Origin of the sequence: Phytohabitans aurantiacus, from assembly GCF_027923225.1 — a bacterium.
In the GTDB taxonomy this organism is placed as follows: domain Bacteria; phylum Actinomycetota; class Actinomycetes; order Mycobacteriales; family Micromonosporaceae; genus Phytohabitans; species Phytohabitans aurantiacus.
In genome coordinates, this window is the sequence record NZ_BSDI01000075.1 from 50,828 (window position 1) to 74,462 (window position 23,635).

A 23,635-nucleotide genomic window follows, 5' to 3' on the forward strand; every position below is an offset into this window, starting at 1 on the left:
GTCATAGCGACTTGAGGGACGCCCTGATCACGCGAGGGAACGCTTAGCCGTTTGATTCGATGTCGTCGATGAGGGCCAGCAGGGTACGGATCGGGACGCCGGTGCCGCCCTTGCTCCAGTACCCGGTCGGCTCGCCGGAGTGGTAGCTCGGCCCCGCGATGTCGAGGTGCGCCCACGCCACGTCGTCCGCGACGAACTCGCGCAGGAACACGCCGCCCTGCAGCATGTGGCCGGCCCGGTCCATGCCGGCGTTGATCTGCGAGATGTCGGCGACGTCCGAGTCCATGCCTTTGCGTACGTCGTCCGGCAGCGGCATCGGCCACATCGCCTCGCCGACCCGCTCGCCCGCGGCCTTCACGCGCTCGCACATCTCGCGGGTGCCCATCACGCCGGCCACGCGCTTGCCGAGCGCCACCACCTGCCCACCGGTGAGCGTGGACGTCTCCAGCAGGTAGTCGCACCCGTCTTCGCACGCGCGGGCGATCGCGTCACCGAGGATCATGCGACCCTCGGCGTCGGTGTTGAGCACCTCTACGCGCTTGCCGTCGCGCATCGTCACGACGTCGCCGGGCCGGTACGCGCTGCCGGACGCCATGTTCTCCGCCATCGGCACGTACGCGGTGACCGCCACGTCGGGCTTGAGCTCGGCGATGGCGAGCATCGTGGCGGCGACCGCCGCGGCTCCCGCCATGTCGGACTTCATCTCCCACATGCCCTGCGCCGGCTTGATCGAGACGCCACCGGTGTCGAACGTGATGCCCTTGCCCACGAGGGCCACCCGGGTGCGCGGCGCCGAAGGCGTGTACGCCAGGCGCACGAGCCGCGGGGGAGCCTCCGAGCCGAGCCCGACGGCGAGGATGCCGCCGTACCCGCCGTCGCGCAGGGCGTCTTCGTCGAGCACCTCCACCTGCAGGCCGGCCTCGCGTCCCGCACTGGCCACCGCGTCGGCGAACTGCGGGGGCCGGAGCTCGTTCGGCGCGGTGTTGACCCAGTCGCGGGCCAGCGTCACGGCGCGGGCCACCACGCCGGCGCGGGTGATCTCCGCCTCGGCGGTGGCGTCGGCGGCGTCGGGAACGTGTACCGACACGGCACCGACGGGTGCCCGCCGCCCGGGCTGAGGCTTCGTCTTGTACCCAGTGAACCGGTAGGCGCCGAGCAGCGCGCCCTCGGAGACCGCCCGCAGCGCGGCCGGCGCGTCCTCGTCGTCGGGCAGCGGCAGGCTGAGCGCGACCGTGCCGGCGCCGGCGAGCGCGCGGACCGCGGCGCCGGCCGCCCGTCGCAGCGTCTCGGGCGGCGGGGCGGCGCCGGTGGGCTCCGGGCCGAGGCCGACAGCGACGACCACCGGCGCGGTGATCGTGCCGAGCGTCGCCAGCTTGGTCACCTCGCTTGGCGCGCCGGTGGCTCCGAGGAGCGCGAGCGTGCCGGTGAGCTGTCCGTCGAACGCTGCAACGATGCTCTCGGCGCCGGTGGCGAGCAGCAGCGTGCCGCCGTCCGCACCCGCCTCGTCGCCGTTGATGCTGTGCACACCGATGACGATGGCGTCCACGGCGAGTTCCGCTGGGTCCGAGTCGACCAAGCTGAGGGTGGGTAGTGGAGAAGTCACTAGCGGCTCCGGCTCGAGTGCGGGTGGCTCGTTGTCCCGCCGATGCTAACCACCTGGTGAACCCCCGGTAAGTTGCCACCCATGACGATGGAGTTGCGCCGGTCCCCGTTGCACGATCGGCATGCCGCGCTGGGAGCCAAGTTCGCCCCGTTCGGCGGCTGGGAAATGCCGCTCGAATACGCCGGTGGGGGCGTCCTGCGCGAGCACTCCGCGGTCCGCGAGGCGGTCGGCGTCTTCGACGTCTCGCACCTGGGCAAGGCGCGCGTAACCGGCCCCGGCGCGGCGGACTTCGTCAACTCCTGCCTCACCAACGACCTCGGCCGGATCGGGCCGGGCAAGGCGCAGTACACGCTGTGCTGCGACGACGCGACCGGTGGCGTGATCGACGACGTGATCGCGTACCTGCACGGCGACGACCACGTCTTCCTCATCCCGAACGCCGCCAACACCGCCGAGGTCGTCCGCCGCCTGCGCGCGGCGGCGCCGCCGTCGGTCGAGGTCGTGAACGAGCACGAGGACTACGCCGTGCTCGCGGTGCAGGGGCCGCGTTCGGCGGAACTGGTAGGGAGCCTCGGTCTGCCGACCGAGCACGACTACATGGGCTTCGCGACCGCCGGCGACCTCACGGTCTGCCGGACCGGATACACCGGGGAGCACGGGTACGAGCTGGTGGTGCCGGCCGGCAGGGCGGTCGCCGTGTGGGACGAGCTGTTCGCGGCCGGTGAGCCGCTCGGCCTGCGGGCGTGCGGGCTCGGCGCCCGCGACACGTTGCGCACCGAGATGGGGTACGCCCTGCACGGGCAGGACCTGTCTGTCGAGATCACGCCGGTGCAGGCCCGGCTGGGCTGGGCCGTCGGCTGGAACAAGCCCGCGTTCTGGGGCCGCGACGCGCTGGTCGCCGAGAAGGCCGAGGGCCCGCGCCGCACGCTGCGCGGCCTGGAGGCGCTCGACCGCGGGATCGCGCGGCCGCACATGACCGTGTACGCGGGCGAGCAGGCGGTCGGCGAGGTGACCAGCGGGACGTTCTCGCCGACGAAGAAGGTGGCGGTGGCGCTCGCGCTCGTCGACACCGCCGCCGGCCTGGAAGACGGTGCAACGGTCGAGGTCGATGTCCGCGGCCGCCGCGCGGCGATGCGCCTGGTCAAGCCCCCGTTCGTAAAACCGCAGGTCAAATAAGCTTCGAGCTACCGCGACGCCCGTCGCGCGCGAGACCGTTGCTCCCGCGGCCTCACCGTCCGCCGATCAAGGACGAACGCACGCGGTTGGATCTCGTTTCCGCGCGCGCCCGCCCCCAGCCCCGCCCGTGACGGCGTCGCCACGCCCGGTCCGCCGGCCTCCCGCCGATCAAGGGCGAATGCACGTGGTTGGATCTCTTTCCGCGTGTATTCGCCCTTGATCCATGCGATTGCCCTTGATCGGCGCGCAGGGCGCAGCGACACGCCGCCGCCCCGCTGCCACCCCCTCAAACCCGACGGCCAGCCCCGGCCACGACGGCGCGCCGCCTCACACCCGGGAACCTCTTTCGTCGATCAAGGCCATGTGCGTGGATCAAGGGCAAATGCACGCGGAAAGAGATCCAACCACGGGCCTTTGCCCTTGATCGGCCGCGCGGCGCGTGCCGCGCTGCGGCGTGCGGAGGGCGCCGCGCTGCGGCGCGGGGCGCAGGGCGCGCGGCGGCGGCGCACTGGGGCGTGTGGCGGCGGCGGCGCACTGCGGCGTGTGGCGGGCGGCGCACCGTGGCGCAGGGCGGGTGGTGTGCGGCCCGCGCGTTGCGGCGTGACTGGGCGCGGAGGGCGAGGCTGCGGGAGCGACGGCCTGAACCACGGCGGGCGTCGCGGCAGCCCGAAACTCGATCTTGATTTTGAACGGTCTAGCGGACGGGCTCGGCGAAGAGGGTGGCGCACACGCGTGCGTAGTACTCGTTGGCCGGGCCGGGGTAGTGCAGCGGCGGCGACACCGTCAGAAACGAGTCGGCTTCCGGGTCGGTCGCCGGGTCGAGACTGAGTAGCAGGTCAGCCGCTCGGTCGCTGCCCCGCTCGGGCGGCGCGCCGTACGCCGCCGCGATGTCGTGGCCCGTCACCGTGACCGTCGACGGCATCGGCAGGAACGCCGGCTCGCCGGGCGCGTCCAGCGCGTCGCTCCAGATCCGCAGCAGCCGCCGGGCCACGCCGGTCAGCGTGGCGCCCCAGCCCCGCGCCAGGTGTGACGGCACGTCGATCGTCTGGAGCTCCAGGTGCCCGAAGCGGCCGAGCCCCTTCGTGGTGAACCACATGCTGCTGTCGTCGTCTTCGTTCGGCGAGTACGGGATCAGGATCCAGTCGGTGAGCCTGACCCGCCCGTCGGCGTCGGGCAGCGAGCGCAGGGCCGCGTCGGGGGTCAGCACCTGGGTCTGGAAGCCGTCGATCAGGTCGGCGCCGTGCAGGCGCGCGATCGCGGCGGCCATCGCGCGGGAACTCCACTCGTGCGCGGGCGGCCAGCCGGGCCGGAAGCCGGCGGCGACCGTGACCACGTGCGTGGCGCCGGCCATGCGACTCACCTGCCGCTCGGTGGCGCCGAAAGCGGCCAGCAGGTCGAGTGGGAGCGGCGGCAGGTCGTCGACGTCGTGCGTCTCGACGGTCATGAGCGGTCCGGCGTACATCTGCTGAGCCAGGTCGCGGGCCGGGCCGGTGAGGATCTGGTCGAGCAGCTCGACCGCCTGGTCGCCGATGGTCACCGGGTCGTCGGGCGGCGTGGCGAGGGGCACCAGGTAGGTGGCCGACACCGCCTCGGGCACGGGCAGGATCAGCGCGTCGTCGGAGTCGAGCACGGCTGCGACGTTACTCCGGCAGAGGCCCACGCTGCCGCCCCGCGACCCCGCCTCTCCGTGATCAGGGCGTCCCTGAAGTCGCCCTAACGACTTCAGGGACGCCCTGATCACCGGAGCGCCAGTGCGATGTACGCCACGGTTGCCGCCAGCTCGATCGCGGCGCCCAGTACGTCGCCGGTGACGCCGCCGAATCGGCGTACACAGTGGCGCAGGAGAAGCACCGCGACGGCGAGCGCGGCGAGCACGGCGACCGGCCCCTGCCACGGGCGACCCGGCACCGCCGGGATCGCGACGACCGCGACGGCGGCCGTGGCGACCGCCAGGGTCACCGGCCCCACGGTGCCGGCGACGAGCGCACCGAGCCCGTCGGGGCGGGCCGGCGGGACACCGCGCCGGCAGGCCCACGTGGCGGCCAGGCGGGCGGTGGCGGTGGCCGCGACGGTGGTCGCGAAGACGGCGGCCCAGCCCTCATGAGCGAGCCCGGCCAGCGCGGCGGCCTGGATGAGCAGCACGAGCACCAGCGCCGCGACGCCGAACGGGCCGACATCCGGCTTTTTCATGATCTCCAAGGCCGCCTCGCCGCGACGGTACGACCCGAGGCCGTCGGCCGTGTCCGCGAGCCCGTCGAGGTGCAGTCCGCGGGTCAGGAGCGCACCCGTGGCGAGTGTCACACCACCGGCGACGAGCGGCGGCGCGCCGGCGGCGGCCAAGCCGAAGAGCACGGCCGCGAGCGCGACTCCGAGCGCCGCGCCCACGGCCGGCGCGAGCGCCATCGCCACACCGGCGGCCGGCCGGTCGACCCGGCCGGCCCGCAGCGGGACGACCGTGAACGTGGTCAGCGCGAGCCGGACACCGTCACGCACTGTCGCTGGCGAGCGTCGGATGCGCCGGCAGTCCCGCGCCCAGCGTCAGAGCCGCGCGCAGCAGCGGCAGCGCGGCCAGCGCGGTCGCGCCCTCGCCGAGGTCGAGCCGCAGGTTCAGCAGCGGTTCCAGGCCGAGCACGTCGGCGGCGAGCTTCACGGCCGGGTGGCCGCCGTGGTCGGGCAGCAGGCACCAGTGCCGCGCCTGGCCGGCGAGGTCGCGGCTCACGAGGCCGGCGGCCACACCCACCGGGCCGTCGATCAGCACCGGCGTGCGGCGGGCGGTCGCGCCGAGCAGCACGCCGGTCGCGACCGCGATGTCGCCGCCACCCAACTCGGCGAGCACCTCCTTGGCGCCGCGGGAGCTGTGCCGGGTGCGGTGCACGGCGTCGCGCACGGCGGCGCAGCGCAGCATCCAGGCCGTGTCGTTGACGCGGCCGCCGGGCGCGATCACGCGGCCGAGTACAGCCGCGGGTTCGGCACCGGCGGTGGCCGCCAGGACGGCCGCGGCGGCGGCCTCGGTGCCCGCGCCGCAGGCCGCGAGCACGATGATGTCGACGCCGCTGTCGGCGGCCTGCTCGGCCAGGCGCCAGCCCTGCCGGAGGGCGGACTCCACGGCGTCGGCGGCGAGCGCGGGGCCGAGCTCCATCGGCGCGGCGGTGGGCGCCTCGACCACCTGGAGGCTCGCGCCGGCCTCGGCGGCGAGGCGCGCGAGCGCGCCTTCACCGGCACGAGCAAGATCGGCCCGGCGTGCCGACTCACCAGGCGTGGTGCCGGCCGCCGCGCCGCCGTCGTGGTCTCCCTGCAGCAGCAGTACGCGGACAGACCTCCACGGCACCGGAGAACCCGTGCCCTGGGTGGCAGCCGCGAAGGTGACCACCCGTTCCAGGGCACCGAGCCCGGCGCCGGCCACATCGAGCGTGGCGAGCCGGGTGCTGGCCGAGGGACCGGCGTGCTCGTCGGGCATCGGCAGGTCCATGCCGGGCTGGATGACGAGGCCGGTCGCCACCATGGGCAGCGCCATCGTGGGAGCCGTGAGCGCGTCGCCGGTCGCCGGCTCGACGCCGTTGGCGGGGGTTTCTACGACCTTCGGGGTTGGCTCTACGACCGTCGGGGGCTCTGCGACGGTCGGGGTGAGCACCTCGGGCAGCGGCTCTTCGCGCGGCTTCGCGACCGTGTTCTTGAGCCACGTCGGCTGGCCGGCGACGACCAGTACCACGGCGTCGCACGCGGCGGCGACGGCCTGGTTGGCGATGCCGATGGTGTCCGCGAACGCCCGCCCGAGATCGGTGGTCGGCACCAGCGAGAGCCCGACCTCGGGGCTGACCACGACCACCTGGGCGCGGCAGTCGCCGAGCGCACCGGCGAGGTCGACGATCGCGGTCGTGGCCTCACCGGTCAGCAGGGCGCTGACCCAGCCGCCGAGGTCGTCGACCAGCAGCGTCTCGTCCGGGCCCGCGGCGGAGACCAGCTCGGTGAGCCGGGTCGGGTCGGCGCCGACCTCCTCGGTCGTCCACGCTTCGGGCCGGCGATGGCGGTGTGCCGAGATCCGTTCGGCCCACTCGGGATCGTCCTCGCCCAGCGTGCTAGTCGCGACATATCGAACATTTGCCTCGTCGGCGACCAGCGACTCGGCGAACTCCGACTTGCCGGACCGGATCCCACCGAGCACCAGGATGGTGCGCCACCCCTCAACGGACATGCCCCGTACCTTAAGCCGCTGGCCCCACTACGCTTGCGGGGGTTGCACGCCTGGTGTGGTGGGAGGGGCAAGTATGCCGTGGAGCTGGCGGTACGAGGGCACGGACGGTCGGGCGGTATCTGGTCCTGCCGAGCAATTCGGTAGCCAGGCCGACGCCGAGTCCTGGATCGGCCAGACCTGGCGTGAGCTGGCGTCGGCCGGCGTGACGTCGGTGAGTTTGGTGGAGGACGATCGGGTGGAGTACCGGATGAGCCTGCTGCCGGGGGCCGAATGAGCACTGAGCACGGCCGAAATCTGGTCATCGGGATACCGAAGGACGCGTTCCGGCCGAGCGGGGTCTTCCTGTGCCTGGTCGCGCTGTTCGTCACCAGCGGGTGGATGGCGTGGGCCGAGTTCGGCAACGTCCGGTTCGACGTCTTCCTCTTCGTGGTCTCGGGGTGGCTCGTGTCACTCTGCCTGCACGAGTACGCGCACGCGATCATCGCGTTCCGGGCTGGCGACGTGGGCGTGGCGCACCGGGGCTACCTGCGGCTCAACCCGCTCAAGTACAGCCACCCGCTGCTGTCGATCGTGCTGCCGATCGTGGTGGTCCTGCTGGGCGGCATCGGCCTGCCCGGCGGCGCCGTGTGGGTCGACCGGCACCAGATCCCGGGACGTTGGAAGCACAGCCTGGTCAGCCTCGCCGGCCCGGCGACCAATGTGATCTTCACCGTGCTGCTGGTCATCCCGTTCGCGGTGGGCGTCGACGTCGCCGCGCACGAGGAGTTCTGGGCGGGCGTGGCGTTGCTGGCGTTCCTCCAGCTCACCGCCAGCCTGCTCAACCTCATGCCGGTGCCCGGCCTCGACGGCGGCAACGTGATCCAGCCGTGGCTGCCGCCGCAGTGGAAGCGCGGCTACGACCTGATGGCGCCGTACGGGTTCATCCTGCTCTTCGCCCTGCTGTGGCAGCCGCGGATCAACGGCTGGTTCTTCGGCGCCGTCGAGTGGCTGGGCGACCTGCTCGGCCTGCCGTTCTGGCTGTACGACATCGGCCTGGACCTGATCCGCTTCTGGAGCTAGTGCTTTCTTCGTGATCAGGGCGTCCCTCAAGTCGCCATAGCGACTTCAGGGACGCCCTGATCACGCAGTGGGGGTGCTACGGGCGCCTGGAGGGGCTCTCGGTCTTGCCCGGGTCGCGCTCGACGACCGGGTCGAGGATCTCGTCGATCGCCTTCAGCACGCCCTGGTCGAGCTTGACGCCCGCGGCCTTGACGTTGTCGCGCACCTGCTCCGGCCGGGTCGCGCCGACGATCGCCGACGACACGTTCGGGTTCTGCAGGACCCAGGCGACCGCGAGCTGGGCCATGGTGAGCCCCGTCTGCTCGGCGACCGGCTTGAGACGCTGCACGGCAGACAGCACGTCGTCGCGCATGAAGCGGGCGATGAAGCCGGCGCCGGACTTCTCGTCGGTCGCGCGGGAGCCGGCGGGCGGCGCCTGCCCCGGCACGTACTTGCCGGTGAGTACGCCCTGCGCGATCGGCGACCACACGATCTGGCCGAGCCCCAGCTCCTCGCTCGCCGGCACGACCTCGGCCTCGATGACCCGCCAGAGCATCGAGTACTGCGGCTGGTTGGAGATGAGCCGGATCTTCAGCTCCTTGGCGAGCGCGTGCGCCTCACGGATCTGCGGGGCGGTCCACTCCGATACGCCGATGTAGTGCGCCTTGCCGGAGTGCACGACGTCGGCGAACGCCTCCATCGTCTCGTCCAGGGGCGTGCTGACGTCGAACCGGTGCGCCTGGTACAGGTCGACGTAGTCGGTCTGCAGCCGCTGGAGCGACCCGTTGATCGATTCCATGATGTGCTTGCGGGACAGGCTGCGGTCGTTCGGGCCGGGGCCGGTGGGCCAGTAGACCTTCGTGAAGATCTCCAGCCCCTCCCGGCGCTCACCCTTGAGGGCGCGGCCGAGCACGGACTCGGCGCGGGTCCCCGCGTACACGTCGGCCGTGTCGAAGGTGGTGATGCCTTCGTCGAGGGCGGCGCGGACACAGGCGACCGCGGCGTCCTCTTCGACCTGCGAGCCGTGGGTGATCCAGTTGCCGTACGAGATCTCGCTGACCATGAGGCCGGACCGGCCAAGGTGTCGGAACTCCATGGTTCCGACCCTATGGCATCGCTAGAGAACCGGTTTCGTGTCAGCGAGGAGCCGGTCTATCTCGTCCATCACATCCGCGCGGCTCGGGTGCACGACGTCGATGAGCGCCTCACCCCGGCGGTCGATGGCGCCCCACTGGCCGGTGCCGTTGCCGATGAGGAACGCCACCGGGTGGATCACCACGGCCGGGTGTACCGGCGGCACGATCATGCGGCCGGCGCGGTCGACCACGCCCTTGCGCCCGCCGCCGTCCACGATGGCCAGGCCCTCGTCGGTGAAGCCGTCGACGTACCGGCCGTCGGTGAGCGCGGTCGCGAACCCGGAGAACCGGGTCGGCAGCACCACCCGCCCGCTCTTGTCGACAGCGCCCCAGCCGCCCTTGCGTACCGCCGCGATGCCCCGCCGGAACGGCCGCACGTCGTCGAAGCCAGCCGGAATGATGATGCGACCGCCCTTGTCGATGGCGATCCAGCCGCTGGTGCCGTCGCGCGACACCCAGGCAAGCCCGTCCGAGTACGAGCCGACGCCCAGGTAACCGGCCGACGGTGTGATCAACAACTCACCCGAGTCGTTGATGAGCTCCCAGGTCTGCTGCTCGGGCCGGCGTACCCAGGCCACCCCGTCGCGGAACGGCTGCACGTCCGCGTACTCCGGCGGCACCACGAACACCTCGTCCTTGTCGTCGGCCGTCGCGAAGCCCCACTTCTGCTTGCGGTCGCTGAACTTGGGCGTCGGGGGCCGGCGGATCTGCAGGATCTCGTCGGTGTTGCGCGGGTACGGGCCCCAGCCGTTCTGGGCCACCTTGTTGAAGACGGCGTCCAGCGCCAGCTCGGTACGCGCGATGAGGTCCGGGTCTTCGACCTTGCGCAGCTCGAGCGCGCGCTCGAAGTGGTTGCAGGCCTCCATGTACCGGCCCTGGTCGTAGCAGGACCGGCCGGCGTGCTCGTGCATCGTGGCGCGCAGCCGGTCGGGCAACTCGGACGAGTTGGCCTCGGCGAAGAGTCGGTCGGCCTCGGCGAAGTCGCCGCGCCACTGCAACACGTGCGCGAGCCGGGCCTGCGCGATGGCGATCCGCCGCAGCTCGCCGGTCGCCTCGGCGTGGGTGAGCGCCATCTTGGCGTCGCTGAGCGCCTTGCCGAGGTCGCCGAGGATGCGCGACACCACGGCCCGGAGGCTGAGCAGGCGGGCGCGTGCCCGGTTGTCGGTGGCCGCCTCCACCTTCTCGGTCAGGCGGTCGCGGATCTCACGCAGATCGTCGGGGTTCTCCACCAGCTCGCGCAGCGTCTCGTGGTGGAAGCGCCACTCGTACGCCGACAGGAGCTGCTCCGGGTCCGGCGCCGCGGGTTCGGCGGGGGCGGTGGCCGCGGGCGGCTTGGTCGGCTCGTCGGAGTCCGGACGCACCAGCGGCGCGAGCATGGTCGGCGCGCGCAGTGCCGTGGCCGCGCCCGCGGCCGGGCCGGCCGGTGCGGGCAGTACGGTGTCGGGGCTCGCGGCGACCCGTGGCTCGCCGTCCGGTGGCGCCGACACCGGCGCGGGCGATTCGTCGGTGAGCAGCGGCTCTTCGATCTGCGACAGCCCTTCTGCGAGCGACGACCTCTCGTCCGCGTCCCCGTCTCCGGACCCGCCCGCCGCACCGTCCAGGGGCCGGGTAGGGCCGTCATCCCCCGGCCCCCGGCTCGCCGCCCGGCCGATGTCGCCGTCGGCCGGCTCGCCGCCATCGGCACCGCGCTCCACCGACCGGCCAGCGGATGGCATGCCGGCGTCGCGGTCGGCCGGTCCGCCAGCGGTTGCCGTGTCGGTTTGCTGGTCTGTGTCGCGGTCGGCTCCGCCGGCGTTCGGCCTTCCGCCGGTCGCCCGGTCTGTGTCGCGGTCGGCTGGTCCGCTGGCGCGCGTCCTGGCGGTGGTTGAGGTGTCGCGGTCGGCTGGTCCGCCGGCGCGCGTCCTGGCGGTGGTTGCGGTGTCGTGGTCGTCCGGTCCGCCGGCGTTCGGCCTGGCGGCGGTTGCGGTGTCGCTGGTTTGCCGGTCGTCCGGTCCGCCGGCGCGTGCCCCGGACACGGGCGCTTCGGCGGTCCCGCCGGCCGGGACGCCCGAAACGGGTGGCGCGGGGGAGACCGGCGCGGCGCTGAACCATCCGTCGGCGCGCGACGGACCGCGATCCGGCGCCGCCGAACCCAGCTCCGGGCCGGCATCCAGGTCGGCGCCGCGCAGGCGCGCGCCCAGACTGAGCTCGGGCGGACGGCCCGCCTCGGCGGCGGCACCGTCGCGCTCCGGCCGGTCGCCGCCGTCCGGCGCGTCGACGCCTGGCTCGGTGGGACGGCCGCCAGGGCCCGGCGGTACACCCGATGCCGGGCGGCCGCTCGCGTCACGTTCCGCGGCGGGACGGACCCGGTCCGGCGGCTCCCAGCGCAGCGGGCTCGGCGGCTCCAGCGGCGCCTCAGCCGCCCGCGCGGCTTGGGCGGCGCGGGCCGACTCCGCTACGCGGCCCGCATCGGCTCGGGTCGACTCGGCTCGGGTCGACTCGGTCATGCGTGCGGCTTCTGCGGCGCGGGCGGCTTCGGATACGCGTGCGGCTTCCGCCGCGCGGGCCGCTTCGGACGTGCGCGCGGCTTCGGAGACGCGCGCGGCCTCTGCGGCGCGGGCCGCGTCGGCCTGTCGGGCGGTATCGGCCGGGCGTGCCCGCCGGTCGTCCCAACCCGGCCGCTCGCCGGCCGGCGCACGATCTGGCCCGCGCGCCGCCTGGTCGCCCCGGCTCGGCGGCTCACCGATCCCCGCCCGGTCGCTCCTGCCCATGGCAGGCGCCTGCTGGTCGTCCCGGATCTGCCGCTCGCTCGTCCCGACGCGGTCGTCCCTGCCGGTCGCGCGTGCTGCCTGGTCGTCCCAGCCGGGCCGCTCGGCGGTCGCGCGGTCGTCCCTGCTCGGTCTGGGGGGCGCGTCCCAGCCCGGCCCGCTCGGCCTCCACTCGCCCGCGTCGGGCCGCTCGGCACGCGCTGCCTGGCTGCCCCGGGCGGCCTGGTCGGGTGCGGGCCGGTCGTCCCACCCTGGCCTACCGCCGCCGGCGCTCTGCCGGTCGTCCCAGCCCGGTCGCTCGCGTCCGGCCGCGCGGTCGTCCCACGCCGGCCGGTCGTCCCGTCCCGGCCGCGCCGCTGGGCGGCGGTCATCCCAGTTCGGCCGTTCGGGTCCGCCGGCTCGATCGTCCCAGCCCGGCCGTTCGGGTCCGCCGGCTCGATCGTCCCAGCCCGGCCGTTCAGGGCCGCCAGGCCGGTCGGTCCAGCCCGGCCGCTCGGTCCCACCAACTCGGTCGTCCCAGTTCGGCCGTCCGCGGCCGTCGGGGCGGTCATCCCACGATGGGCGTTCGCGCGCGGCGGGCCGGTCGTCCCAGTCCGGCCGGCCGTCCCGTACCGGGCGGCCGCCCTGCCCTTGCCGGTCGTCCCGGCCTTGGCGGTCCCAGCCCTGGCGCTCGTCCCGGCCTTGGCGGCCGGCCTGCCCTTGCCGGTCGTCCCAGCCCGGCCGTACGTCGCGGCCCTGGGGGTCGTCCCAACCCTGCCGTTCGTCCCAACCCTGCCGTTCGTCCCAGCCCTGGCGGTCGTCCCAGCTCGGACGGCCCTGCGAGGCCGCCGGGCGAGCGTCGGCCGGCCGGCCGTCGCCACCGCGTCCGTCGGCCGGCCGGCCGTCGCCACCGCGTCCGTCGGCCGGCCGGCCGTCGCCACCGCGTCCGTCGGCCGGCCGGCCGTCGCCACCGCGTCCATCGGTCGGCCGGCCGTCGCCAGCGCGGCCGTCGGATGGGCGTGCGTCGCGGGGGCCTCCGTCGACGGGCCCGCGAGGGCGACGAGGGTCGGGGGAGGGCGCGCTGCGCGGACCGGGGCGGCGCCCCGGGGAGGCGGGGCGCGGCGGGCCGTCGCTGGAGTCGGGTGGCGGCGGCAGACCGGGTGGGATAGGCCGCGTCGGGCCGTCCATCAGGTCCGCGCCGCCACGTCCGTCGTCGGGACGCCCCGCGTCGGCGCGGGCGGCAGCGGGCTGAGCGGAGTCGGGCCGGGCCGGGCCGGGGCGGCGGCCGGGAGCGGGCGGCGGCGACCATCGGATCCCACCGCCGCCGGTCGGCGGGGCAATGGGGGTGCCGCGCCCGTCGGTCGAGACGACCTTCGGCGCGGGCTGCTGGGCTGGGCGGGCGCTCGCCGGGTACACGCCGGCTCGGCCAGCGGCACCGGAACCGCGCGCGTTGGCGGGCTTGCCCTGCTGTGCGCCGGTGTCGCCGGGGTACTTCTGACCAGGGAAGATCGGCTCCCACTCGTCGGTGGGCTCGTCGACCCACGACGGTTCGCCGCGTCCGCGCCGGTAGTCGATGTAGTCCTCGCTCACGCCGCGGCCCCGGGCACCTCGATGGCGTCGCGCGGCACTGAGCTAGTGGTCGCTTCGCTCACCGCCGATGTCACCTCATCGAAAATGTGTCGCTGGGCAGCCCCGTGTGCCGGGTAGAGTCACCCGGCTCGGGTGCAGCGTGGTCGCGGAAAGGAGGGTATCGGCGTGGGCTCGGTGAACGCCACTACGCCACCGTCCGCACATCGAAACATCGTCCCTGCCTTCCGGACATTTGCCGCCATAACCGGATCAGGCTTTCGTCGCTACTCTACCTATCGCCAGGCGACGGTAGCCGGCGCCTTCACCAACACCGTATTCGGTTTCCTACGCACCTACGTACTGCTGGCCGTGGCGGCCGGCACCGCGACCGGTCTCGCCGGCGGGTACAGCCAGAAGCAGCTTGTCACCTTTGTGTGGACCGGACAGGGACTGCTCGCCGTCGTGGCGTTGTGGGGCTCGACCGAACTCGCCGACCGGATACGCACCGGTGACGTCGCCAGCGATCTGCTGCGACCGGTGCACCCCATAACCATGTACCTCGCCGCTGACGTCGGGCGGGCCGGGCACGCGGTACTCACCAGGTTCGTGCCGCCCGTGCTCACCGGCCTGCTGTTCTTCGACGTGTACCTGCCACGACAGTGGTTCACCGCACCGCTCTTCGTCCTCTCGACGGGGCTGGCCGTCCTGCTCTGTTTCGCCTGCCGGTTCCTCGTCAACTCGGTCGCGTACTGGCTCACCGACATCCGCGGCCCGATGATCGCGTGGATGATCGGCTCCGGCGTGCTGGGCGGGTTGTTCTTCCCACTGCGTTTCCTGCCCGAACCGTTGATGGTCGCCCTGTGGGTCGCCACGCCATTTCCCGGCATGCTGCAGACGCCGCTCGACGTCCTGGTCGAACGTGACGCGCCCGCACTGCGGGGTGGCCTTGTCGCGCTCCAGGTGATGTGGGCCGGACTGCTCCTGACGGCGTGCGTGATGGTGCAGCGCCGCGCCGAGCGCCGGCTGGTGATCCAGGGTGGCTGACCGGCCGCGCCCGTACCTGGCCCTGCTGCGTGGCCAGGTCAGCGCCCAAGCCTCGTACCGGGTCTCGTTCGCCATCGACGTCGGCACCAACGTGATCGCCACGGTGCTCGACGTGCTCACCGTGCTGGTGCTGTTTCGGGTCACCAAGGCGCTGGGCGGGTTTACGCTTCGCGAGGCGATGGTGATGGTCGGGCTGACGGCGCTCGCGTTCGCCGCCGCCGACCTGACGGTCGGCAACATCGAGCGGGTCAAGCTGTACGTGAACACGGGCCGGCTGGACGCGGTACTCGTGCGGCCGCTCGGCGTGCTGCCGCAGCTCGTGCTGATGGACATTCCCATCCGCAAGGCCGCGCGGTCGGTTTTCGGCGCGACTGTACTGGGTGTGGCGCTGGCGTCAGTCGACATCGACTGGACGGTGGCGCGGGTCGCGCTCCTGGTGTACGCGGTCCTCGGCGGCGTGCTGTTCTTCGCGTCCATCTTCGTGGCGACCGCCTCGGTGGCGTTCTGGTGGATCGAGTCGGGGGAGTTCGGTAACGCCTTCACCTATGGCGGCCGGGAGTTCACCACGTACCCGATCAATATCTACAGTGGATGGTTTCGGCGCGTGTTCGCGTACGGGCTGGGCTTCGGTTTTGTCGCCTACTACCCGGCGCTGGCACTGCTCGGCAGGACCGACCCGCTGGGCCTGCCGGGCTGGGTGGGATATGCCGCGCCGGGCGTCTCGGTCATCGTCGCGGCGGCGGCCGCCGCGGTGTGGCGGGTGGGCGTCCGGCACTACCGGAGTACGGGGTCATGAGTGTGATCGAGGCGCGCGGGCTGCGCAAGGAGTTCACGGTACGGGTCAAGCGTTCGCGGCTGCGCCGTGAGAAACGCGTGGTGCGCGCGGTCGACGGGGTGGACCTGACTGTGGAGCGCGGCGAGATGCTGGGCTACATCGGTCCGAACGGTGCCGGCAAGTCCACGACGCTGAAGATGATGACCGGCGTCCTGATGCCGTCCGGTGGCGAGGTGCGGGTGTGCGGGTACACGCCGGTGCCGCAGCGGACGAAGCTGGCGCGCCGGATCGGCGTGGTCTTCGGCCAGCGGTCGCAGTTGTGGTGGGACCTGCCGTTGCGCGACTCGTTCGACCTGTTGCGGCACATCTTCCGCGTCCCGGCGGATGACCATGCGAGCCGGCTGCGCCGCTGCCGCTCCCTCCTCGACCTCGACGAGTTCCTCGAGATCCCGGTGCGGCAACTCTCCCTCGGCCAGCGGATGCGCGGCGAGCTGACCGCCGCGCTGCTGCACGGGCCGGAGGTGCTCTTCCTCGACGAGCCGACCATCGGGCTCGACGTGGTGAGCAAGCAGGCGGTCCGGTCGTTCCTGACCGAGGTGGGCGAGCGCGGCGACACCACCCTCGTACTGACCACGCACGACCTCGCCGACATCGAGCGGCTGTGCAAGCGGCTCGTGGTGATCGACCACGGTCGCGTCGTGCACGACGGCACGATCGACGCGCTGCACGCGCGGTACGGGTCGCGGCGGCGGGTGGTGGTCGACCTCGACGAGCCGGTGGCGTCGTTCGGTGACGCGACAGTGGAGGCCGACGGGCGCCGGCTGGTCTTCGAGGTGGACGGTTCCGCGGCGGCTGTGGTCGCGCGCCTCGGCGGGCTGCCCGGCCTGCGCGACATCGCCATCCTCGAGCCCGACATCGAAGACGTCGTGGCGCGCCTCTACAAGACGGCTACCGAGGATGCTCCATGACGAGGACGGCGAGGGTGCCCGGTTCGAGCGCGCCGTACACGTGGGGCTGGTCGCCGGCGAAGGCGATGTAGTCGCCGGGTTCGAGATCGACCGGGTCGTCGGCCGGGCCGGTACGCAGCCGTCCCCTGGCCACGACCAGGTGCTCGACGCTGCCCGGGATGTGAGCCTCGGCGTGCCGTTCGGCGCCCGGCTCCATCTCCATGAGGTAGAGGTCACGGCGGGCGTGCAGGGAGCCGGCCGACAGCAGGATGCCGGCGAAGTCGGCCTGCTCCGACGGGATCCGGGCGCCCTCGCCGGCCCGCACCACGCGTACCGCCGGCGTGGGAGGCTCGACGAGGCGGCTGAACGGTACGCCCAGCGCCACCGCCAGCGACCAGAGCGTCTCCACGCTGGGGTTGCCGGTGCCGCTCTCCAGCTGCGAGAGCGTCGACTTGGCCACGCCCGCGCGCCGGGCCAACTCTGTCAGGGAGACGCCGGCCCGCTCGCGTTCCCGGCGCAGGGCGGCGGCGATGTGCGCGATCGGGGGTGCTGTTCGCTGCATACTGCCTTCCGTTCGATTTGACGAACACTCGTGTGGTGTTCATTATTGTGGACTATGCGTACGGCAGAGCGAACGCTGACCCGCGATATCGGCGCGCTGGGCGTGGCCGTGGTCGCCGTCGGCGCGTCGTTCGGCGCGATCGCGGTCGCCTCGGGGCTCCCCGCGTGGGCGGTCGTCGCGATGTCCGTGCTCGTCTTCGCGGGCGGATCCCAGTTCATGGCCGTCGGCCTGATAACGGTCGGAAACCCGTTCGCGGCCGTCTTCGCCGGACTCTTGCTCAACGCCCGCCACCTGCCGTTCGGCCTGGCGATCGCTGACGCGATCGGCCAGGGCTGGTGGCGCCGGCTGGTCGGCAGCCACCTGCTGGTGGACGAGTCGGTCGCCTTCGCCATGGCACTGCCCGCCGGCCCCGTTCGCCAGCGCGCGTACTGGTCGACCGGCGTCACCCTCTTCGTCGCCTGGCAGACCGGCACGGTACTCGGCATCCTGCTCGGCGGCTCAGTAGGCGACACCGACGCGCTCGGCCTCGACGCCGCCTTCCCCGCGGGCATGATCGCGCTCCTGCTGCCCTCACTACGCGACCGCGACACCCGGCACGTCGCGCTCAGCGGCGCCCTGGTCGCCGTACTGGCCACCCCGTTCCTACCGGCAGGCCTGCCCGTACTGCTCGCCCTCAGCGGCCTCCTCCTGGCCTGGCGGCGCCTCCCCGTGGCGGGGCGGCGCTGATGCTGATAGCGGTGATCGTGGCGCTGGCGGTGGGCACGTACGCCTTCCGCCTGGCTGGCGTGGTCCTCCGCGACCGCCTCGACCTACCCGAGCCGCTGCGCCGGCTGCTGCCCATGGCGGCGGCAGCACTCCTGGCAGCTTTGGCAGGCACTGCGGCTCTAACCGACAGCGGCGCCTTCGCCGGCATCGCCCGACCGGTGGGTGTCGCGGTAGGCGCCGTCCTAGCCTGGCTAAAGGCGCCCTTCATCGCGGTAGTGGTAGCAGCGGCAGCAACAGCCGCCCTCCTCCGCCTAGCCGGCATCCCCTAACACCACCCACCAGCGCCCAGGTCCCCGCGCCTCAACGCCGATCGCTCGCTCACCGCGCGGACCGGGCGCTCACCGCGCGGACCGGGCGCTCACCGCGCGGACCGGGCGCTCACCGCGCGGACCGGGCGCTCACCGCGCGGACCGGGCGCGCGCTCACCGCGCCGATCAAGGGCAAATGCACGTGGTTCGATCGCCAAACCGCGTGCATTCGGCCATGATCGATGCGAATGCCCTTGATCGACGACGGTTGGCGTCGGCATCGCCGGCCGGCAGCCCCAGCCCGCGCGTATCGGCCCTCGCTTGGCGGCTCGCGCTTGGCCACCTGCGCTTGGCGGTCGCCGGCCCGCCGTCAGCGCGTGGCCGGAACCCTGCCGTCCGCACAAAATCCCCGAACATGTCCCCTCACACGCGGCCGGAGGGGGCAATTTCCCCGATATTGCTGTATCGGGTCTGGGCGCGTCCGGGCCATCCCGGCCCACTACGCAGCCCGCACCCGCAGCGGCGCACCGAAATGGGGATCGCGAGCGGTTCTGGCCTGTGTTGGCGCTAGACCGCGGTGCCGATCGTCACCTTTGGCTTCGGCATGCGCATGCGGCGGAACGTGATGGAGCGCATGATCGCGTACAGGTACAGCGAGCCCATCCGCTGCGTCGTCTTCGGGAAGCGTGCCCGAATGAGCTTGCCCACCTTGCGCGAGATGAGGATCGAGTCGACCACGACGCCGAGCGCCAGTGCGCCCCACAGCAGGTTGGAGATCAGTCGCACGGGGTCGGGCATCGCCGCGGACGAGCCGATCAGTACGACCAGCGCGCCGCCGAAGAACCACGTACCCACCGTGCGTCGCGAGTCGACGATGTCGCGGACCAGCGAGCGCTCAGGCCCTCGATCGCGGGCCAGCAGGTACTTCTCGTCGCCCGCCCGCATACCGGCCATCGCCTCGGCCCGCTCGGCACGTTGCCGCTCCCGGGACCGCTTGTACGCCTCGCGCCGGTTGGCGGGCGCCGCTTCGACCGCGCGCCGGCGATTGGTGGCGCGCTTGGGCGTGGTGACGCCGAGATCCTTCTTACTCGGCGTGTACCCCCTCGGGCGCGCGGCTTCATCGACCTCGTCGGGGGTCTCCTCGACCTCGTCGACGACGTCAGCGGACTTGCGGCGAAACAGCGACGGCACGTTGCAAAGGGTAGCGGGTGCCAGCACGGCTCGCCGCGCCCGCCCGCGCGAGCGCCACCCCCGCCAAGGCGGACGGTCCGCACGGCCCCGCGTGCGACGGGCTCAGCCCAGCCATCGATCAAGGAAAATCGCAACGATCAAGGGCGAATGCACGCGGTTTTGAGATCGAACCACGTGCGTTCGCCCTTGATCGGCGGGCAGAGCGCGCTGGCGCGCGGGCAGTGCCGCGGGGGCGCGCGGGCGGCCCGCAGGCGCGCGGGCAGAGCGTGCTGGCGCGCGGGCAGGGCGCGGCCGCGCGGGCAGGGCGCGCTGGCGCGCGGGCAGGGCGCGAGGGCGCGCTGGCGCGCGAGGTGGGGGTTAGCCGCGTTCGGCGTGGGCGCCTAGGGCGGCCAGCTTGGCTTCGAAGTCTTCGTAGCCGCGGTTGATCAAGTCGACGCCGTACACCCGGGAGGTGCCCTCGGCGGCCAGTGCGGCGATCAAGTGGCTGAAGCCGGCGCGCAGGTCGGGGATCACGAGGTCGGCCGCGTGCAGCTTGCTGGGGCCGGCGATCACCGCGGAGTGCTTGAAGTTGCGGCGGCCGAACCGGCACGGGGTGCCGCCGAGGCAGTCGCGATAGACCTGGATCGTCGCGCCCATCGTGTTGAGCGCGTCGGTGTAGCCGAGGCGCTGCTCGTACACGGTCTCGTGCACGATCGACAGGCCCCGCGCCTGGGTGAGCGCCACGACGAGCGGCTGCTGCCAGTCGGTCATGAAGCCGGGGTGCACGTCGGTTTCGATCGCCACGGCCCGCAGCTCGCCACCCGGGTGCCAGAACCGGATTTTGCCCTCCTGGCCGGCACGCGGGCGGGCATCGGTGACCTCGTACGCGCCGCCGACCGAGCGGAAGACGTTCAGGAACGTCATCATGTCGACCTGCTCGGCGCCCAGCACCTCGATGTCGCCACCGGTGGCCAGCGCGGCGGCTGCCCAGCTGGCGGCCTCGATGCGGTCGGGGATGGGCCGGTGGGTGTAGCCGCCGAGGCGGGGCACGCCCTGGATCTCGATGACCCGGTCGGTGTGCACCTTGATGATCGCGCCCATCTTCTGCAGGACGCAGATCAGGTCGATGATCTCGGGCTCGACCGCGGCGTTGCGCAGCTCGGTGACGCCGTCGGCCATGACCGCGGTCAGCAGTACCTGCTCGGTGGCGCCGACGCTCGGGTACGGCAGCTCCAGCTTGGTGCCGTGCAGGCCGTTGGGCGCGGTCAGGTGCATGCCGTCGGGCGCCTTGTCGACCATCGCGCCGAACTCGCGCAGCGCCTGGATGTGAAAGTCGATCGGCCGCGGCCCGATGTGGCAGCCGCCCAGGTCGGGGATGAAGGCGTGGCCCAGCCGGTGGAGCAGCGGGCCGCACAGGAGGATCGGGATGCGGCTGGAGCCGGCGTGCACGTTGATCTCGTCGGTGCTGGCGCTCTCGACGTTGGCGGGGTCGAAGACCAGCTCACCGTCTTCGACGCCGTCGGTCACCTTGACGCCGTGCAGCTCCAGGAGCCCGCGGACCACCTCGACGTCGCGGATGCGGGGCACGTCGAACAGCCGGCTCGGCTCGTCGCCGAGCAACGCTGCCACCATCGCCTTGGAGACGAGGTTCTTCGCGCCGCGTACCCGGATCTGTCCGTGCAGTGGCGTGCCACCGTGCACGGTCAGGACGTCGTTCGTCAACGTAAACCTCCTGCGATTGGCTCAGGACCCGGGCAGCATAGCGCTCAGTGACTTTAGTACGGAGTCGCGCGGCGCGCAGGATGGCGCGAAACCGGGAAACACGGAATCTTCCGTGTTTCCCTGATGACCGAGCGTTACGGAAGGGCGAGCATCTGGTCGAGTGCGACGCGGGCGTGACGCGCCGTGTCGGCATCGACGGTGATCTGGTTCACGAGTCGCCCGGCGGCCAGCTCTTCCAGGGCCCAGACGAGGTGGGGCAGGTCGATCCGGTTCATGGTGGAGCAGTAGCAGACGTTCCGGTCGAGGAACATGATCTGCTTGTCCGGATGGGCGTGCGCCAGCCGGCGTACCAGATTGAGCTCCGTGCCGATGGCCCACGCCGACCCGGCGGGCGCCGCGTCGAGGGTCTTGATGATGTATTCGGTCGAGCCGACGTAGTCGGCCGACGTGACCACGTCGTAGCGGCATTCCGGGTGGACGAGCACGTTGACACCAGGCACCCGTAGCCGCACCTCGTCGACGCAGCTCTTGGTGAACCGCCCGTGCACCGAGCAGTGCCCCCGCCAGAGGATCATCTTGGCCTCGCGCAGCTGCTTCTCGGTGAGGCCGCCGCCCGGCTTGTGCGGGTCGTACAGCACGCAGTCGTCGGCGTCGATCCCCATCTCCAGGATGGCGGTGTTGCGCCCGAGGTGCTGGTCGGGCAGGAAGAGCACCCGCTGCCCGCGCTCGAACGCCCAGGTCAGCGCCCGCTTGGCGTTGGACGATGTGCAGACCACGCCGTGGTTGCGGCCGACGAAGCCCTTGATGTCGGCCGAGGAGTTCATGTAGGTGACCGGGACGGTCGAGCTGGCGACGCCCGCGTCTTCGAGCAGCTCCCAGGCGGCCTCCACCTGCGGCAGCGCGGCCATGTCGGCCATCGAGCAGCCGGCGCCGAGGTCGGGAAGGACGACCTTCTGCGCGTCGGAGGTGAGGATGTCGGCGCTCTCGGCCATGAAGTGCACGCCGCAGAAGACGATGTACTCCGCTTCTGGGCGGGCGGCCGCCTCGCGGGCCAGCTTGAACGAGTCGCCCGTCACATCGGCGAACTGGATGACCTCGTCGCGCTGGTAGTGGTGCCCGAGGATGAAGAGCCGGTCGCCGAGGGCGGCCTTGGCGCGGGTGGCCCGCTCGACCAGGTCGGGGTCGCTGGGGGAGGGCAGCTCGCCGGGGCACTCGACGCCGCGTTCGGCAGAAGGGTCGCTGCCCCGTCCGAGCAGCAGGAGTGCGGCACCGGTGCCTGACGGCTCAACCCAGGTCGAAGTCACGCCATCCATGATGCGCCCCATCGCCAACTCCGGGACTGTGGCATGTCACACTCCGGAAACATGCGAGTGCTGATCTGCCCTGACAAGTACGCCGGTACCCTCGCGGCGCCCGCGGTGGCCGAGGCCATCGCGGCGGGTTGGCGCTCCGCGGCGGCCAAAGACGAGACCGTCGAGCGTCCGCTCTCCGACGGCGGTCCAGGTTTTCTGGATGTACTGGCGTCGCTGGGTACCTCGATTCCGGTACCGACGGTGGATCCGCTGGGCCGCCCTGTCGCCGGCTCGGTGCTGCTGGACGGCGACACGGCGTACGTGGAGAGCGCGCAGGCGTGTGGCCTGCATCTCCTCTCGAAAAGTGAGCGCGACCCGCTGGGCGCCACGTCGTACGGGCTAGGGGTGCTGCTGGCGCACGCCGTCGAGGCGGGCGCGCGGCGGATCGTGATCGGGCTGGGCGGGTCGGCGACCAACGACGGTGGCGCGGGCATGTACGCCGCGCTCAGCGCCGCGCCGCTGGACGAGACCGGATACGCGCTGCCGTACGGCGGTGCCGCGTTGACCGCCGTTGCCGGGTTGGAGGGTGACCCGCGCTTGCGTGGCGCCGCCCTGGTCGCGGCGACCGACGTCGACAACCCGCTGACCGGGCTGCACGGCGCATCCAATGTGTACGGTCCGCAGAAGGGCGCGTCCCGCGAAGACGTACTGCTGCTCGACGGCGCGCTGACCCGGTGGGCGTCGGTGCTGGAGAAGGAGCTATCGACGTGCCCGCCCAACCTGGCGGGTCTGCCGGGGGCGGGTGCGGCTGGCGGGCTGGGCGCGGCGATCCTCGCGCTCGGCGGCCGCTGCGAGTCGGGCATCACGATGGTGACGAACCTCATCGGGCTCGACGCCGCCCTGGACGAGGCCGATCTGGTGATCACGGGGGAGGGCTCGTTCGACCACCAGTCGCTGCGCGGCAAGGTGGTTGCCGGGGTGGCCGCCGGCGCCCGCGATCGTGGCTTGCCGTGCCTGGTACTGGCCGGCCAGGTGAGCGCGGGCCGCCGCGAAGCCGCCGCGGCGGGCGTCACCGACGCGTACGCCCTGGTGGACCGGGTCGGCCTCGACAAGGCGATGGCCGAGCCCGCGGAGGCCCTGCGAGACCTGGCCGCCCACCTGGCGACGCAGTGGTCGCCAGTGGGAGGGTCGCGGTAACAACCTGCACACGCATTTAATGCATGCGCATCTGCTAGGATGGGCGGCGTGTCGGACGACCTGCGGTTGGTGATCGAGTGGCGAGCGCTCGCGCAGCGCTACCACGACACCTCCTGCGCGCTGGAGCGCGAGCTTCAGGACCGGCACGGGATCGGCATGAGCGAGTTCGAGGTCATCGATCGCCTAGCCGGCGCTGACCAGGCAAAACTCCGCATGCAGGAGCTGGCCGAGCTGGTGCACCTCAGCCAGAGCGCCCTGTCGCGGGCGGTCGCTCGGCTGGAGCGTGACGGCCTCGTCTGCCGGGCGCTCTGCGAGGCAGACCGTCGCGGCGTCTTTGTCACTCTCACGGATGAAGGGCGGCGCCGGCAGGAAGAGGCGCGCCCCACACAGCGGGCCGTGCTCTCCGAGAGTCTGGTTGGGAATCGGCCGGTCGAGGGCTAGCGTTGGCATTGATACCCAAAGTAAGAGGAGAT

General features: G+C 72.5%; 19 protein-coding genes and 1 pseudogene. 10 read left to right on the forward strand and 10 right to left on the reverse strand.

Going from position 1 to position 23,635, the window contains the following annotated elements:
* Positions 1–43: 43 nt before the first annotated feature.
* Positions 44–1,603, reverse strand: a complete 1,560-nt coding sequence (locus QMG73_RS41550; RefSeq protein WP_281904962.1) for a leucyl aminopeptidase — start codon at positions 1,601–1,603, stop codon at positions 44–46.
* Positions 1,604–1,684: 81 nt separating this feature from the next.
* Between QMG73_RS41550 and gcvT the strand changes: the two genes are divergently transcribed.
* Complete coding sequence (gene gcvT, locus QMG73_RS41555) at positions 1,685–2,779, forward strand: glycine cleavage system aminomethyltransferase GcvT (protein ID WP_281904964.1); 1,095 nt, start codon at positions 1,685–1,687, stop codon at positions 2,777–2,779.
* 694 nt (positions 2,780–3,473) lie between these two features.
* On the opposite strand, the gene QMG73_RS41560 is transcribed toward gcvT, so the two are convergent.
* The 3 genes and pseudogenes from QMG73_RS41560 to QMG73_RS41570 all read right to left on the reverse strand — a co-directional run.
* A complete protein-coding gene (locus QMG73_RS41560) occupies positions 3,474–4,409 on the reverse strand; it encodes a DUF2314 domain-containing protein (RefSeq protein ID WP_281904965.1) in 936 nt (311 codons plus the stop codon).
* Between the two features lie 107 nt (positions 4,410–4,516).
* On the reverse strand, positions 4,517–5,272 hold the full coding sequence (locus QMG73_RS41565; protein WP_281904966.1) for an adenosylcobinamide-GDP ribazoletransferase: 756 nt from the start codon (positions 5,270–5,272) through the stop codon (positions 4,517–4,519).
* Positions 5,273–5,282: 10 nt separating this feature from the next.
* Positions 5,283–6,971, reverse strand: a pseudogene (locus tag QMG73_RS41570) (bifunctional adenosylcobinamide kinase/adenosylcobinamide-phosphate guanylyltransferase); the annotation flags it as partial.
* 73 nt (positions 6,972–7,044) lie between these two features.
* Between QMG73_RS41570 and QMG73_RS41575 the strand changes: the two are divergent.
* Together QMG73_RS41575 and QMG73_RS41580 are read left to right on the forward strand one after the other, a co-directional pair.
* Positions 7,045–7,245 carry a hypothetical protein gene (locus QMG73_RS41575; protein WP_281904969.1) on the forward strand — a complete coding sequence of 67 codons (201 nt, stop codon included), beginning with the start codon at positions 7,045–7,047 and terminating at the stop codon, positions 7,243–7,245.
* On the forward strand, positions 7,242–8,030 hold the full coding sequence (locus QMG73_RS41580; RefSeq protein ID WP_281904971.1) for a site-2 protease family protein: 789 nt from the start codon (positions 7,242–7,244) through the stop codon (positions 8,028–8,030). Before QMG73_RS41575 ends, QMG73_RS41580 begins: the two co-directional genes overlap by 4 nt.
* 76 nt (positions 8,031–8,106) lie before the next feature.
* Here the strand turns inward: QMG73_RS41580 and QMG73_RS41585 are convergent, their stop codons facing one another.
* Together QMG73_RS41585 and QMG73_RS41590 are read right to left on the reverse strand one after the other, a co-directional pair.
* Positions 8,107–9,105, reverse strand: a complete 999-nt coding sequence (locus tag QMG73_RS41585; RefSeq protein ID WP_281904973.1) for an aldo/keto reductase family protein — start codon at positions 9,103–9,105, stop codon at positions 8,107–8,109.
* Positions 9,106–9,126: 21 nt separating this feature from the next.
* Entirely contained in the window at positions 9,127–13,461 is a 4,335-nt protein-coding gene (locus QMG73_RS41590; protein ID WP_281904976.1) for a WG repeat-containing protein, read from the reverse strand.
* Positions 13,462–13,809: 348 nt separating this feature from the next.
* Between QMG73_RS41590 and QMG73_RS41595 the strand changes: the two genes are divergently transcribed.
* The 3 genes from QMG73_RS41595 to QMG73_RS41605 are packed head-to-tail and all read left to right on the forward strand — an operon-like array spanning position 13,810 to position 16,227.
* Positions 13,810–14,484 carry an ABC transporter permease gene (locus QMG73_RS41595; RefSeq protein ID WP_281904978.1) on the forward strand — a complete coding sequence of 225 codons (675 nt, stop codon included), beginning with the start codon at positions 13,810–13,812 and terminating at the stop codon, positions 14,482–14,484.
* Positions 14,477–15,280, forward strand: a complete 804-nt coding sequence (locus tag QMG73_RS41600; RefSeq protein WP_281904980.1) for an ABC transporter permease — start codon at positions 14,477–14,479, stop codon at positions 15,278–15,280. The genes QMG73_RS41595 and QMG73_RS41600 overlap by 8 nt, the downstream gene beginning before the upstream one ends.
* A complete protein-coding gene (locus QMG73_RS41605; RefSeq protein WP_281904982.1) occupies positions 15,277–16,227 on the forward strand; it encodes an ABC transporter ATP-binding protein in 951 nt (316 codons plus the stop codon). Before QMG73_RS41600 ends, QMG73_RS41605 begins: the two co-directional genes overlap by 4 nt.
* On the opposite strand, the gene QMG73_RS41610 is transcribed toward QMG73_RS41605, so the two are convergent.
* Positions 16,208–16,768 (reverse strand): helix-turn-helix domain-containing protein, encoded by a 561-nt coding sequence (locus QMG73_RS41610; RefSeq protein WP_281904984.1) that lies wholly within the window; start codon positions 16,766–16,768, stop codon positions 16,208–16,210. The genes QMG73_RS41605 and QMG73_RS41610 overlap by 20 nt on opposite strands.
* A 54-nt stretch (positions 16,769–16,822) precedes the next feature.
* Between QMG73_RS41610 and QMG73_RS41615 the strand changes: the two genes are divergently transcribed.
* Complete coding sequence (locus QMG73_RS41615; RefSeq protein WP_281904987.1) at positions 16,823–17,494, forward strand: AzlC family ABC transporter permease; 672 nt, start codon at positions 16,823–16,825, stop codon at positions 17,492–17,494.
* Positions 17,494–17,802, forward strand: coding sequence for an AzlD domain-containing protein (locus QMG73_RS41620; RefSeq protein WP_281904988.1), 309 nt, complete (start codon positions 17,494–17,496; stop codon positions 17,800–17,802). Before QMG73_RS41615 ends, QMG73_RS41620 begins: the two co-directional genes overlap by 1 nt.
* 546 nt (positions 17,803–18,348) lie before the next feature.
* Here the strand turns inward: QMG73_RS41620 and QMG73_RS41625 are convergent.
* From QMG73_RS41625 to nadA, 3 genes are all read right to left on the reverse strand, one after another.
* Positions 18,349–18,972 (reverse strand): DUF3043 domain-containing protein, encoded by a 624-nt coding sequence (locus tag QMG73_RS41625; protein WP_281904990.1) that lies wholly within the window; start codon positions 18,970–18,972, stop codon positions 18,349–18,351.
* 357 nt (positions 18,973–19,329) lie between these two features.
* Positions 19,330–20,673, reverse strand: coding sequence for a UDP-N-acetylglucosamine 1-carboxyvinyltransferase (gene murA, locus QMG73_RS41630; RefSeq protein ID WP_281904992.1), 1,344 nt, complete (start codon positions 20,671–20,673; stop codon positions 19,330–19,332).
* A gap of 134 nt (positions 20,674–20,807) precedes the next feature.
* Positions 20,808–21,977 (reverse strand): quinolinate synthase NadA, encoded by a 1,170-nt coding sequence (gene nadA / locus QMG73_RS41635; RefSeq protein WP_281904995.1) that lies wholly within the window; start codon positions 21,975–21,977, stop codon positions 20,808–20,810.
* A gap of 60 nt (positions 21,978–22,037) precedes the next feature.
* Here nadA and QMG73_RS41640 point away from each other — a divergent pair, with 60 nt between their 5' ends.
* Together QMG73_RS41640 and QMG73_RS41645 are read left to right on the forward strand one after the other, a co-directional pair.
* Positions 22,038–23,162: a glycerate kinase family protein gene (locus tag QMG73_RS41640; protein WP_281904997.1), complete on the forward strand. Its 1,125-nt coding sequence runs from the start codon at positions 22,038–22,040 to the stop codon at positions 23,160–23,162.
* Positions 23,163–23,201: 39 nt separating this feature from the next.
* Positions 23,202–23,603: a MarR family winged helix-turn-helix transcriptional regulator gene (locus tag QMG73_RS41645; RefSeq protein ID WP_281905000.1), complete on the forward strand. Its 402-nt coding sequence runs from the start codon at positions 23,202–23,204 to the stop codon at positions 23,601–23,603.
* Positions 23,604–23,635 lie beyond the last annotated feature (32 nt).

Excerpts from the sequence above, each read along its gene's own strand:
- gcvT (WP_281904964.1), top strand. The coding sequence starts at position 1,685 with ATGACGATGGAGTTGCGCCGGTCCCCGTTGCACGATCGGCATGCCGCG.
- QMG73_RS41575 (WP_281904969.1), top strand. The coding sequence starts at position 7,045 with ATGCCGTGGAGCTGGCGGTACGAGGGCACGGACGGTCGGGCGGTATCT.
- QMG73_RS41580 (WP_281904971.1), top strand. The coding sequence starts at position 7,242 with ATGAGCACTGAGCACGGCCGAAATCTGGTCATCGGGATACCGAAGGAC.
- QMG73_RS41585 (WP_281904973.1), bottom strand. The coding sequence starts at position 9,105 with ATGGAGTTCCGACACCTTGGCCGGTCCGGCCTCATGGTCAGCGAGATC.
- QMG73_RS41605 (WP_281904982.1), top strand. The coding sequence starts at position 15,277 with ATGAGTGTGATCGAGGCGCGCGGGCTGCGCAAGGAGTTCACGGTACGG.
- QMG73_RS41610 (WP_281904984.1), bottom strand. The coding sequence starts at position 16,768 with ATGCAGCGAACAGCACCCCCGATCGCGCACATCGCCGCCGCCCTGCGC.
- QMG73_RS41615 (WP_281904987.1), top strand. The coding sequence starts at position 16,823 with ATGCGTACGGCAGAGCGAACGCTGACCCGCGATATCGGCGCGCTGGGC.
- QMG73_RS41620 (WP_281904988.1), top strand. The coding sequence starts at position 17,494 with ATGCTGATAGCGGTGATCGTGGCGCTGGCGGTGGGCACGTACGCCTTC.
- QMG73_RS41640 (WP_281904997.1), top strand. The coding sequence starts at position 22,038 with ATGCGAGTGCTGATCTGCCCTGACAAGTACGCCGGTACCCTCGCGGCG.
- QMG73_RS41645 (WP_281905000.1), top strand. The coding sequence starts at position 23,202 with ATGGGCGGCGTGTCGGACGACCTGCGGTTGGTGATCGAGTGGCGAGCG.